Genomic DNA, 13957 nt, shown 5'->3' on the forward strand with positions numbered 1-13957 from the left:
TCGTCGGAGTACTTTCCTCCAACCCTGGCAAGATCCGGCCCTGTTCGTTTCGAACCCCATTGGAAGGGGTGATCATACTTGGATTCAACGGCGAGGGAGTAATGCCCGTAGCGCTCCTTTTCATCCCTGAAAGGTCTCACCATCTGCGAATGGCAGAGGTAGCAGCCTTCCCTGATGTAAATATCCCTACCCGCCAGTTCCAGCGGTGTGTATGGACGAACACTGTCTATTTCAGGGGATTTGGCGGAATCCTCGTAAGTGCTATCAAGATAAAATAGTGGAACGATAGTAACTATTCCGCCGATAGAGACGGTGATAGCTACGATTATCAAAAGCAGGAATACGTTTTTCTCCATTTTTTCCTGGAGGGTTTCTTTACCGGTATGTTCACTCATTATTTTAACCCTCCTTCTACGCTTCGACCGTGCGGTCTGATTTGTTGATAGTTATAACCATGTTATAAAGCATCAAAACCGTTCCCAGGAAGAATATAAGACCTCCCAGGAATCGCAGAGCGTAGTATGGATGCATCGCTTCGACCGATTCGGCAAAGGTGTAGAGAAGCGAGCCCTGCTCGTCGTATGCTCTCCACATGAGTCCCTGCATTATTCCGGAAACCCACATCGAACTAGCGTAGATAACGGTTCCAATGGTTGACATCCAGAAGTGGACGTTTACAAGGTTGTCCGAGTAAAGAGGCGTGTTCCATAGTCTTGGTATCAGATGGTATATGGCGCCAATGCCGACCATCGCCACCCAGCCGAGCGCGCCGGAATGTACATGCCCTATGGTCCAGTCTGTATAGTGCGAAAGGGCGTTGACTGTTCTGATACTCATCAATGGTCCTTCGAAGGTGGACATAGCGTAAAACGCAACTGCAATGATAAGGAAACGGAGTACATAATCTGTTCTCAGCTTGTGCCACGCGCCGCTTAGCGTAAGCATTCCATTTACGGCGCCGCCCCACGAAGGGATGATCATCGCAAGTGAAATTGCAGCGCCGAGCGAACCGGCCCAATCTGGCAGGGCGGTATATTGAAGGTGGTGTGCGCCTATCCATACGTATCCGAAAATCAGCGCCCAAAAATGGAGAACGGAAAGCCTGTATGAAAAGACAGGTTTTTCCGCCTGTTTCGGTATGAAGTAATACATTATGCCGAGGAAACCTGCCGTGAGGAAGAATCCGACAGCATTATGTCCGTACCACCACTGTATCATTGCGTCGTGTACGCCTGAGAAAAGTGAATACGATTTAAACAGGCTAATCGGAATAGCAAGGCTGTTCACCACATGCAGGTAGGTGATCATCACCATCATCGCGAGAAAAAACCAGTTAGCAACGTATATATGGGAATTTTTGCGGTTCGCTAGTGTCATTACAAAGTTGATCAGATAGGATAACCATGAAAGCGCTATCAGGATATCAAGGGGCCATTCAAGCTCTGCGTACTCCTTCCCCTGTGTGAGGCCAAGGGGCAGGGTGATAACAGCGCCGACTATCACAAGGTTCCATGTAATGAATGTGAACCAAGCCATTTTATCGCTCCAAACCCTCACACCGCACGTTCGCTGAACGATGTAAAAGGATGAAGCCATTAGAATGCACCCGCCAAATGCGAATATTACCGCGTTTGTGTGAAGTGGGCGCAGTCTGCCAAATGTTATATACGGAATATCAAAATTCAGGGCAGGCCAGGAAAGTTCAGCGGCTATATATGTGCCTAACAGCGTTCCAACGACCAAATAGAGCACGGCACAAAAAGTAAACCACTGGACTATCTTGAAATTATAAAAACTTTCTCCATTTTCAGACACTCATTCCTCCTTAAAAATATAGAAAAGGCAAGTATGTATTTGTTAAACACAATATATATTTGTCGCAAAACTAATTCCATGGCCTCCCTTCAGGAAAGGCATCCGATGATCTAAAAATATGTAAACCTGTATTCATTTAAATGTTTGATTTCCCGTTTCCCTTGTTTACCAGAGTGGTTGCAGAATTCTTTTTATCATTAATTTCTATAGCTGTAATGCCATGTGTATCGGAAAAGAAATTCATCAGACGTGTTACGGCGGGATTCAAGTTGTCGACATTGACGTGAGGAGCGGTCAGTTCGTTATGTCTTTTCACAAGAGTGTCGAATTTATAAGAATCAAGAAATTCCATCAGAAGGAGCTGTCCCTTTTGCCACATCTCATGCAGTGGACATATCTTGTCACGAGGGCAGGTCCCTTCGCAAAGAAGGCAGTCGTTAAGGAAGATGGAGCCTTCAACCCCTTCAATCACGGATTTCACCGAAATGTTCTCCGGTAAAAGATTCAGTTTAATGCCGCCACTCTTCCCCTTAGCAGAGGAAATAATCCCTGATATGATTAAAGACTGAATGATCTTTTTCAGAAATGGCTGTGGTATATCCTGTATTTCTGAAATCTCTGCAGTGGTGCAGATTTCGTTTTTTATTGAAAGATGGAATATGGTTCTTAAAGCGTATTCCCCTTTTCTTGATAACCTAAACAATACTAAAAAGACCCCCTTTGTCTATTAACTATGGGGGCCAGTTTAGTCACATTTAAAATGCTCGTCAACTATTTTTTGAAGTATTTTTATTTATGAATTTGCTCGTTTCAATCGGTTAATATTGCTTAAATATACAGCATTATTTGAGGTAATTCCCGTGAATACCTGAATAAATCTGCATTTGGTAGAAAATTACAGCACACTGGGTGATGTTTCTCAATAATTCAAATTGAAGTATTCAGTGACTCCGATCCAATTTCACTTTTTATTGCATTTGCAAGTTCTTTTGTCTTTTCCTTCAAGGAGTCCAGGAGTTCATCGAAAAGAGGTGGCTTTGTTTTTGTTTTGATAGCCTTGATAGAATCTTTGTTCCAGTCGGAAATCAAATTTTGCATATCCGTTAGAATTTTGTTTTCATTCTCAGTTGCCCAAACCATGAAAGAAATATATGAATTAGTGCCAATATAATCGAAAAGTTCCATTCCGAATTCAATGAAATCATTATAATCTAGTGAAACTTCTCTTCCTGCCTGAGCTGCTCTGACCTTCCTGATTATTAAGTTCCCTTTTCCAATAATATCTGTCAAATCCATTACAAGTGAGGTCATCATTTTTATCCGCATTTGTTTAAAGTTATTTAATAATAACTTTTTGTTTTCGCGCTTTTCACTTCTGATATAGGTCCATGCGGCTACAACAACAGATAATGCTGTGGCAATATCCAAACTTACTGAAATGGTGGCAATGTCCATATTTCCCCAGGTTTCACATCAAAATGGTAAAAAGCGATATATTAATTTATAGAATCCATCTAGCCTTAGTTTTTAAATTAGCACGAAATAAATAGATTGTCGATCAGGAGGTATCCTGAGTCGACGTTGGTGACAATGGACAGGTTCAGGCGAGTGATTTTTGCATATTTATCTTTTCCAAATTCAGAAACGTTAAAACTGATATCTTGCCACACCCCTTTTTGAATTTCTTGCGGTTCTGTTTCCAGCCATGGCCGCTCGTTTTCAGTGGTAAGCACTATTCTTATCGATACCGGATCACTATCAAGTGTCGAAAGGTAGGCTTTAAACCTTGCCATCCCGGCTTGTTCTGTAATCCCGATATCCCTGCCGATAAATATCGAATCGCCGCGGCCTCCGCCGAAAAGAACGCGAAGAACGCTTACTCCGGCAATCAGGGTAAAATTTCCCAGCTCTGCCTTTCTGGTTGAATATGTTTCCAGTTTCCATTTATTGCTATCCTCGAGGTTGTCGAGTCCGGGAAGAGGGATTTGCCCAGCGGAGGCGAGAACGTTTTTTTCGATCTTGCGAGCGGTTTTGTCGAATATCTTTGCAGTACATTTTTCCATTCCGTTTTGCGATTGAAGAGGTTTTTCTGTCCAGACGAGTATCAGGCCTGTTTCAGGATCTTCAATTAGTTTTATGGCGCCACCTTCTATTAAAGATGTTCTCCAGTTGTTTCCCATAATATCGGTATCAAGCCTGTAGTGCGGCATCAAGCACCTCTCTCAATTGTAGACATCTCAAGTACCTTGGTTTCTTGGATAGAATTGTCCGCCTTTAAAACGATGAAATATTTTCCTGAGCGGCAATGAACAAACTGAATGCGGTTATGGTATTGCTGGAGCGTCGAGTAAGAAACACGTGGATGTTGCAGAATAATCGAGTTCAGGTAAGAAGGGAGTATCTCGCCATCGGTTTTATATATTTTTAAAAACGTATTCCACTTTAGGACGGTAATTAAGGAATCATTGAAATGGGCGTCCGAAATGCTTCCTGTTTCAAATTTTAAACTTGAGGCGCTCCCTCCGGTATCCGTATAGATATTTCCAAGGAAATCAACTTCAAAATGTGGCTTTGAGTCTGAGGCAACAGAATTCAGCATCCCTTTATATAACGCGGCATGATCACTCCACAATCCTGGCAGGAACGTGGATAATGGCACGAAAGCCCAAGATGGTTCATTCAGATCGTGATTTATGATCAGTTGGTCGCTTGCGACATCCGCAATTCTCGAAAATGAATGAAGCTTTACCTTTGATAACCACTTTATATATCCGTTGTCAGCCTGGCCCAAAAGCAAACGCTGTCCATTCAAGTCATCATATATTACAATTGTGAATTCGCTAACTCCACCAGCGTCTGCTAAATTTGCCGTATATGCTCCATGGATATTTTCCAATTGAATCGTAATTCCCTGTTCACTGAATGCGCAGTCTGTGATCTCATTGCTTTCAAGATTCATAAAATATGGTTCGTTTTCAAGGAAAAGTGCCGCAGGAGGGGCGTCGGTTCTTCCGCGTACGATCTTTATCCTTGAAGAAACCGTTATATCGGCATTTATTGTTCCACCGGTGCCAGGGGTGTCGGCATCAAGGATAGTTTTCAGGTCATGTGCTCCTGAAAGAGTATTCAGGTAGGAAACCGGGATAGAGAGGATGTTTTTCACGCCTGAAGGGGAAAGGCTGTAAAGCAGGAAATAACTGCCGGAAAATTCTGCCTCCTCAAACTGCCACCCGTTCAGCGGATTTATTGTCAGATCAGGACCTGGAGTTTTGAGCAGATCATTTTCTGTAGCATCGATCAACTCCTTATGACTTATCCTGCATGCCTTATTCCTGTATATCAGCCAAGTAGCGCCAAAGCCCCCTGTGACCGGCCTTTGAACAAGCGTGTCGATCAGTTGTACAGGGGGATTATCATCTATTCTTACAAGTCCATAGTTCCCGAGTGAATGGAAAATTGCCCGTACAGGTTTTTCCATTTTGTTGTTCCAGTCAATATCATTTGGAATATCAAATTTCATATCCTTGTCGATCAAGATGCCGGTGGAGAGCCGTTTCCAGCAAGCGGCAGTTATATCCAATATCAGTTTGATGAGTATAGAAGTCGCCTTGTGGTCAAATTTTCTGGAATCCATGATCGGCAGATAAAATGCGGTCATGAAAAAATTGTAGGCGGCAATTCCGTTAAAGTTTTCTAAATCACCGAATTTTTCTCCATATTCCTGGAGTAGGCTGAAAAAAGCCCTGGCGTTCTCCTCGCTGTTTCTGTTCGAACCGAAAATCCTGTCGCCTAGAATTTCCGCGATCGTATAAAGCAAAAGGTTGGGGAACATTTGTCCAAGTCCATTCAGGGATTCACGCTTCTCGTTGATCATCTTTTGAAGAGCCGGGAGGCCGAAAGACCCAAAGAATGCGTCAAGATTTATGGATGCGCTGTCACCGAGATAATTCTTGCCGTCAATTTTTCCAGCCTTCTGGATATCGAGGAACTCAAGAACGGTTGCATACGCAATCCGAACAAGGTTCAAAACCAGTCCAAGTGTTGAATAGAGTATGGAAGAGTCCGGCTTTACGGGGATCTCAATAATGGCCTTATGTCGTTTCCTATCGTCCTGCACGCAAACGGCATTCGCAAGCTCAGCAATAATAGATGCAAGCCCTCCGCCGGATACCCCTGTCCCTTTCTGCAGTTCCTCAAGAACATTTTGCACTGTCTTGGTAATGTTTTCGCTCCCTTCGGATGAGGCGATGTAGGCGATATCTTCCGCTTTCAGCCTGTTCAACCTGTCCAGCGCGTCGCCGACGTTATCTATCCCTTTAAGAATATTCCCTCTGTATGGCGAGTAGGTCACCTCTTGCGCCCCCGTGATGCTGGCGGTAAAACGGATAGGAATGTGGACCGGCTCGCAGGCGTGATCGAGGAGCGTGGCGGTTACAACCTGGTTTTTAACGTCCGGGTCCGGCCACCAGTAGCACTCCGCCTCACCCTTTTTGTTTGTTCTGCAGACAACGGAGTATTCCCCTCCGTCAGCCTTTGGAAATATGGAGAGCCATCCGGCCCCTTTATCTTTCCGGGCAGGGAAGCCTATCTCAAAACGGACCAGCGCGTTGGCAAGGGGGAGCTGACCGTTGGATACCCCTACCTTTAATGAATTGGTAAGCCTTTCATCGCGGATGATATCCTGCCCGTCCCCTCCGACGTAAAAAAGTTCAGTGATTTTCGTTATCGGCGGGAAGAGTGACCGCAAATCCTCAAGCGGTTCCCAGTCGCCGGCATGTTTCAAGATCGCGATCGGGGCGTATGAGTGTTCTATTCCGTCCGGAGGGCACATGACAGGGCGGAGATTTTCATCATGGGGCCACTCGATATCGCCGGTCGCGACGCGGGCCGGTATCATCCAGTAATCTCCGCTTCTGTAATTCCCATTTTTCTCGAAACGTATCTCGATCCCGCTTTCGAGAGTCATCCACTCCTTCTCTCTCACAAGGTGGACACCGGAGACAGGCCCGCTATCCCTGTTTTCATCCCTGTCCCAGATGCGGACTGTCGGCTTTTCGCCGAAATAGAATGGGCAGTAATCTTTTCCGTTGTTGCCGGGCCATTCCGCTACGGTCAGATTGAAGCCGTCTACCTTTTCTATCTCCGCCATAACCCCCGGCTCTCCGCGCAGCGCTCGCCCCTCATCGCTTATCTCGATCCACTGTTTTGGCTGGAACTCAAATTCCGCCCCTCTGCCGTGATCGCTTATGGTGACGACCCGGTTTTCAACACGGATAAGACGCGCCACGCGGCAGGCGTTATCGCGCGACCACTTATAAGTAGCTTTACCAGCGGTTCCGCTGTCGTGTATCTCTATCCGGTAGAGGTGGTTATCCAGGCGGTGATATCCTGTCCCCAGCACGTGGGAGCAGGGATCGTTTTCCACATCGAAACGCCTTGCGCGCGCGCCGAGGAGAGACGCGCCGGCATTGCCGGTCGGTTTCCAGCCGGAGCCGGGTAGGGGAGCCCCTTCCACGTCGTTGGCGTCCATCTCCTCGAACTTCACCTGCCAGACGGTTCTTGCGCGGGTAGTAGTATCGGTTCCGAGTAGAGCCTTTTCGCGGATATGGCTCTCTTCAAGGGCGGTAACGTTCCTCGTCCACACATCGAGATAGGCGGTATAGAGACAGCACTTCTCCGGGAGCGGAGTATCGGGGAGGTCGGGCTGGTTTGAAAGCGGGACGCTGCCTTCGTTTTCGCAGAGTATGCCGTTTACATAGTAGCGCCCCGGTGTGAGATGGAGCTTGAAATCCTTCGAAACGATCTTGAATCCTGCGTTCTCCTGCGGCCCCCCCGAAAGGCCGAATGTGTCAACGCGAGTTGTCCGGTCAAGATGGGTGTTTATGTCGTGCTGTTCGTTCCAGTCGGCGTCGAGCTGCACGCGCCCCTGCTGCATCCGCACACCGCTGTAATGTTTTTCCTTGCGGAAGGTAAAGCGCGAGTAATCACCCTTCATGCAGATTCACCTTTCTATTGTGTATATGAAGGAATATAAAGGAGATGCGTCTCATGGAGTGTACTCCTCAACGCTGGAGAAATGTACTGAACCGTTGTACCCGCCAATTACGTAGATCTTTTCATTTACCATCGATGAAGAGTGACCGAAGCGGGGAGTCGGCATAGGAGCTAAGGTGCTGTTCCAGCTGTTCGCCACGGAGTCATAAACATAAAGAGGATTAAGAGAGGCTAAAACGTCGTACCCTCCAATAACGTATATCTTTCCATTTACCTCCGATGAAGAATGGTAGAATAAGGGGGTCGGCATAGCTTTACAAGGATTACTGGGACTAAACATAGTGTTTGAGGATCCCCAACTGTTTGTCAAAGGGGCGTACACCTCAAGAGTATTTTGAATTCCAAAGCCCATTCCACCCATAACGTAAATCTTTTCATTTGCTACCGATGCAGAGTGGCCGTAGCGGGGAGTCGGCATAGGGGGATAAGGCAAGGGGGTAGCCAACATAAAATTTTTGGATTCCCAAACGTTTGTCACTGGGTCGTACACCTCCAGTGTACCTAGATTTGGTACTGCATTGTTACGGCCACCGAGGACGTATATCTTTCCATCTACCTCCGATGAAGAGTGAAACAAGCGAGGAGTCGGCATTGGAGTTAAGGATTTCCAACTGTTTGTCGCAGGGTCGTACACTTCAAGAGTATTTAGAATTGCTGACCCACTCACCCCGCCAATGACGTATATCTTTTTATCTATCACCGATGAAGAGTGACCGAAGCGGGGAGTCGGCATAGCTTTCCAAGGATAGTTGGTACTAAATGAGGATATCCAACTGTTCGCTACGGGATCGTACACCTCAACAGTATTTAGAGTTCCTGCATTGTCCCTTCCGCCGATGACGTATATCTTTCCATCTACCACCGATGAAGAGTGTTGGTAGCGGGGAGTCGGCATTGAAGCTTTTTTGTACCAAATGTTTCGAGCTATTTCGGTGGTGAAACTGAAGTTGTACGGCGCTACAAGCTGGTTCCCTGCTTTATCTGCTACCCCCGATACAGTTGCCGAGTAGGTTGTTGCATTCGCAAGTTTTTGTGTTGGAGTGAAGGAAGCCGTCCTGATTGCGCTGTCGTAGGCGATATTGCCAGCCACCTTGTTCGTGCCATCGCTAAGAGTGAAAGTTCCGGCATTTATTGTCGCCGGATTCATATCCTTGCTGAATTTCACGGTAATGCTCATACTATCGGTACTCCAGTTGTTCCATCTTTAGGGTAAGTTGAATTGATCGCAGGGGGAACCGTGTCAATGACGATTGAACAGCTTCCGCTTGATGACCAGTTTCCTGCCTCATCCCGTTCCTGAACATAGAGCGTGTATCCGCCATCAACCAGCTCGAATTCGGGGACATAGGAGCGCGATTTTGTTTCCGTCGCGCCTGTAGTGAGGTCCGCATTTCCAAGTTTGTATCGGTAGGTTCCGTTGCCGCCGTTTCCGCCAGAGGCCCATCTCCATTCAGGGGTTTTATTATTGGTTGGAGAGGTATCCGCCGTTGATACAATAGGTGAATTCGGCGCCGTGAGATCAATGGTATACGTCTCTGTCTTTACTGGTTCAATGTTTCCAGCTTCATCTGTGGAGAAGAAGCTTAGCGTGGTGGTTCCTTCCGTATCCAATCTTACAGGCGATGAATAGGTCGCGGAGTCGATTGTCGGTGTTGATCCATCGGTAGTGAAGTATGTAGCAGAGATACCGGTATTGCTTCTATCGTTCACGTTCAAGGCTACGTCGATTCCTGAATATAGCCCGCCAGCCGGTATGGCTGATGTGATTGGCGGTATCGGATTGTTTATATAAAACCAGATTTCATAATCGCCACCCTGGATTGAATTTCCGCTTAATAGAGGGGATGCTCCTCCCGGCATGGTGAGGAACTCTCCATCAAGAAGCATTTCTGGATTATTTTTCCCCCAGATGAAGTTCCCTTTTATCTTAAGATGGGTCAATATGCGGTTCATTCTTTTTATATCTGAAATTTGCGTGAAGAGAGTGTGGAGAAGCATGTCTATCGTGGTGTCCCTGAATTGTATCGAGATGAATTTCCCTGTAGCGTTTGCATCGGTTGCCAGTATTATCGGGCTGTAGCAATCGGGTTGAAGGTATTGCGTCACCTGTCCCGGTTCCAGTTTTCCCGTTGATCCAAGGTTTACCGGTATTTCCATCCTGACTTCGCAAACAGGTTTGCCGTTGACCGATTCGACCGCGATCTCATCGCTCAGCTCAACATGTATCCCGTTAATGAATGTATGCACATTCACGTCCATATCGTTGACAAGCGATATTTGGTTACCATCGGTCCTGGTTAGCAATACATTAGTGATATGTATTGCAGGTTGTTTGGCGCTAGTTATCTCATCAAGCTTTGATATCGCATCCTGGATAGTGTGCGCATTTTGTAAATTAACGGAGCCTTCCCCGTCGTAGAAAATATCCTTTGCCGAATTCAGAGAGGCGTTGAATATCAGGGTTGTTTCCGGCCTGTTTCCCAGAGTGGCTCTTATTTGCTGGGTTGCGTTGTTTGGATCCAATATCCAATAACATTCTGCCATCCCATTTATGTCTGTTTTAACCGTTAAAGTCTTGATCGGTTCTATATAGAGAGCTCCGCTTGCGGGCAGTGTGACCGAGCCTGATGAAATCGCACCGCTTGCGGGTGGTGTGGCCGTGCCGGATGAAATCGCACCGCTTGCGGTTCCCGAAACTGCGCCCGACCCAACCGCGCCAGCAGCGTAAGGTGTAAAAGGGGAGGTTGATACCGCGCCGCTTCCGGCAATGATGGCGAAAGTTACTTCTGCATCTTTTACGGGCCAGCTTCCGTTGGCTACGCGGACTTGAAGTGGGGCGGGGAGGGTGTTGTCTGCCTTGGCATTTTGCCCGTCACCGCCGACATAGTGGAGAGTAAAGTTTTGCCTCAACTGGTCAAGAGCATCTTTTACATTATTAACAATTAGATCTGGATGCTGTTCGTCAGGGAACGCGCTCCCGTCGTATGAGATATCCTCGGCTGTGTTAAGGAACGCGTTGAATCCTATCAGCAGTTCTGGTTTGTCCGGCAGGAAGGCTTCGATCCTTTGGACGGGATCGCTGTTGCCAAGCCGCCAGTCACAATGAGCAAGTCCGTTCGCATCCGTTTTGACAGTTATAATTGGACCATGAGTCGTACCGGAAGAGAGCGTGCCGTTTCCGGTGAGTACTCTGAAATTTACATCGGCATCTTTTACTGTCCACTGGCCGTTCGCGACGCGGACTTCAAGCGATTGCGAAAGAATGCTTCGCGCTACAATGATGTTATTCTCGCCGTCAACGATATCCGGCATCGTGGATTGACCGTCGCCGCTGACATAATGGAGGGAGTAGTTTTCGCGGAGCTGGTCGATAGCGGTTTCAATACTCTCGGCAATCAAATCTGGATGTTGCGAATCCGGGAAATCCGAGCCTTTGTAGGCTATTTCATCCGCCTGATTCAGGAACGAATTGAATCCTATTACCATGTCGGGCTTATCCTCAAGATAGGAGATCGCCCTTTGAGCAGGAGAAACCTTGTCGATCTTCCACTCGCAGGAGGCAAACCCGGACGCATCGGTTTCTACCATGATTTTCCTGCCGTTCCCGGCGGAACTTGAGAGGGCTCCGCTTCCATCGTCATTGATGATCTCAAAAACAACTTTCGCTTTGTCCGTTGGCCAGTTTCCATTTGCTACGCGCACCTCAAGAGGATGGGGTAGCGTGTCCGGCTTTGTCTCGATAGAACCATCATCGCCGTAAAGGAACGGCACGAAGGTCTGCCCGTCGCCGCTGACATAGCGAAGGGTATGGTTTTGCATCAGCTCATCAAGCGCTTCTTCAACCGTATCTACGACAGTACCGCTTTGTGGATTGCTGTCGTAGGATACTTTTTCAGCTATGCTGAAAGATGCTCCGAAAAGGACAGGGGTTGAAAGTTCCCGTCCATCGGGATCCATCAATATTGCCTCTACCTGCTGGACATGTAATGTTCCTTTGGCGTCCTTCCTCATTTTGGTTTTAGGCGGAAGCTGCCAGACGCAACGCGCCTCACCGCTGGAATCTGTGGTAACGGTGAACGATTTGTAGCCGCCGCTTTTTTCTTCAAGAGGATCTTTTGCGTCGATCCCTTCTACGGGATTGATAATCCCATCGCCGTAAACAATGTTGAATTTCAAATGAGCGCCAACCACAGGATGGTGGCAGTTCAATACCTTGACCGTCAACGGCTGGGGGAGTGGGTCGCCTGGTTTCGCCTCCTGTCCGTCGCCACAGACGTATACGAGATTGTAATCCGAAAGAGGAGCAAATAGTTTTCGACAATCATGAATCTCTGCCCATTTGATCCCGTCAAATTTCATCAAAGCGAGACGCGCAAAATGGTGGCGAATCCCATGAGGGTTCTGCGGCACAGGGATCTTTTCAGCCCCTTCTCTAGGCCATATGATATCTTCAAGATTTATACGCGCCGGGATCAGCCAGTAATCGCCTGGTGAATAGCTTCCATGTTCGAATCGAATCTCAATACCCCCTTCAATCCTGATCCAGCCGCCGTTTTCCGCGGGAATATTTACCGGCATTTCACCATGACAGTCCCATCGCCGGACTGTGGGGGAAGAATTGAAGTCATCCATTGATAAAGGAATCCCGCCCGGCCATTCCGCGATGGTAAGGTAGTTTCCTTCTACCTCGCTCAAGATAGCCAGTGTGCCTGATTCTCCCCGCAATGTGCGCTCTTCGTCGGTAATTTCTATCAAATCGTTGACTTTGAAACGGGAAAGAATGTTTCCGCCTGTTTCATCAACGGTTATGTTATTGCCTGCGATAGATTTAAGCGCTCTCACCATCGTTCCATTATTTCTTGACCACTTGAAGGTGACCTTTTCCTCCGTTTCCCAGTCCGCGTCGAGGATGCCCCCCTTGTGAATTTCGACCCGGTATAACTGGTTTTCAAGTAGGCGGTATCCGCCGCTGGGTGGGATGATGCATAGATTTTCCAGATCGGAACCTGGCATTGTCCTTGCGTTCATTTTACCTTTGTTGCCGGAAGTAATCTCATCCCATGCGGAAAAGCTGGATAGGGGATTTACTTCATCGTCAAATTCGGCAACCTTTGCGACCTTAACCTGCGAGATAGTTTTCAAGCGCGTTGTGCTGTCCGGCCCTCCAAGAGCAACTTCAAGAAGTCCTGGTTCGGTGACAGAAGTGACGTGGTGATCCCAAACGTCCAGGTAGGCCAGGTATATTCCGGGAGTATCGCCAGGTCTTGGAAGAGGCGGAAATCCAGAATGCCGAGGCGAGAGGTGGGCCAATTTTGGATTTGTTGACCCTGTGTAGTCCGAAATATCGACATTGAAAGTGACCTGCTTTTTTGTTTTGTTTATGCTCTCGATCTGTATTATGGAAATTTGCCTGTCTTCTGCCCATATTTCAACCCATTCACCTGTCGCAAATTCAATTGAATCGACGGTAAGAGTGGAAAGAACGACTTTATTGTTTTCGGGGAAAGATGCTATAGCGGCAAATTTTCCCATGGAATATGACAGATTCCTGCAACCCTCCTGGGTCGAATATGCACGTATTCTTTTTAAAATTGCTTTGCCGGAGGCTGAAGCATTTGGCGCAATAGTAATGATATTATTTTCTTTATTTATATTTACGATTTGCGAAACCGTAATTCGTCCATCAGCTGTTGTGATCTCAAGCCAGTCCCCTAAGTGAAGATTGATTCCGTCAATGCTTAAAGTAGCAAGCGATATATTTGAAGAGTTTTTATTCAGTTCAACATTTATTTCTCTCCCCTCAGAAATATCACAGAGAATCCCGTCGACATAAAACTTTCCCGCTGATATATGAAGGTCTGTAACCGGGCCTATCGAAGATAACTTGAAGCCGTTCCCGTTATGAGGAGCGCCGCTATCGCCAATAATATATTTTCCGGATGTATTTCGGAAAAACCGTTCAATATCGAACTGTTCGTTCCAGTCAGAATCGAGCTGTATCCGTCCCTGCTGTTGACGAACTCCGCTATAGGATTTTGTCCTTTCAAAAGTCAGCCTTGAAAAATCACCTTTCACTGAAAAGCTCCTT

Annotated in this window: 8 protein-coding genes; all 8 read right to left on the bottom strand. The window is 47.0% G+C overall.

The genetic code is table 11. The features are described 5' to 3' along the window. The coding region (locus OEY64_10515; protein ID MDH5543380.1) for a cbb3-type cytochrome c oxidase subunit II at nt 1-395 on the bottom strand (395 nt) is incomplete at its 3' end. Between the two features lie 16 nt (nt 396-411). Continuing rightward, entirely contained in the window at nt 412-1815 is a 1404-nt protein-coding gene (gene ccoN, locus OEY64_10520) for a cytochrome-c oxidase, cbb3-type subunit I (protein MDH5543381.1), read from the bottom strand. Nucleotides 1816-1951: 136 nt separating this feature from the next. Then, the gene (locus OEY64_10525) at nt 1952-2518 is read right to left on the bottom strand and encodes an Rrf2 family transcriptional regulator (GenBank protein ID MDH5543382.1); all 567 of its coding nucleotides are present in this window, start codon (nt 2516-2518) and stop codon (nt 1952-1954) included. 224 nt (nt 2519-2742) lie between these two features. Continuing rightward, a complete protein-coding gene (locus OEY64_10530; GenBank protein ID MDH5543383.1) occupies nt 2743-3270 on the bottom strand; it encodes a hypothetical protein in 528 nt (175 codons plus the stop codon). 77 nt (nt 3271-3347) lie between these two features. Further along, on the bottom strand, nt 3348-4025 hold the full coding sequence (locus tag OEY64_10535; GenBank protein MDH5543384.1) for a hypothetical protein: 678 nt from the start codon (nt 4023-4025) through the stop codon (nt 3348-3350). Then, nucleotides 4025-7810 carry a DUF6519 domain-containing protein gene (locus tag OEY64_10540; protein MDH5543385.1) on the bottom strand — a complete coding sequence of 1262 codons (3786 nt, stop codon included), beginning with the start codon at nt 7808-7810 and terminating at the stop codon, nt 4025-4027. The genes OEY64_10535 and OEY64_10540 overlap by 1 nt, the downstream gene beginning before the upstream one ends. A gap of 51 nt (nt 7811-7861) precedes the next feature. After that, nucleotides 7862-9046 carry an Ig-like domain-containing protein gene (locus OEY64_10545; GenBank protein ID MDH5543386.1) on the bottom strand — a complete coding sequence of 395 codons (1185 nt, stop codon included), beginning with the start codon at nt 9044-9046 and terminating at the stop codon, nt 7862-7864. Beyond that, nucleotides 9043-13944: a DUF6519 domain-containing protein gene (locus OEY64_10550; GenBank protein MDH5543387.1), complete on the bottom strand. Its 4902-nt coding sequence runs from the start codon at nt 13942-13944 to the stop codon at nt 9043-9045. Before OEY64_10550 ends, OEY64_10545 begins: the two co-directional genes overlap by 4 nt. Nucleotides 13945-13957 lie beyond the last annotated feature (13 nt).

Source organism: Nitrospinota bacterium (assembly GCA_029881495.1).
Taxonomy (GTDB): Bacteria; Nitrospinota_A; UBA7883; order JACRGQ01; family JACRGQ01; genus JAOUMJ01.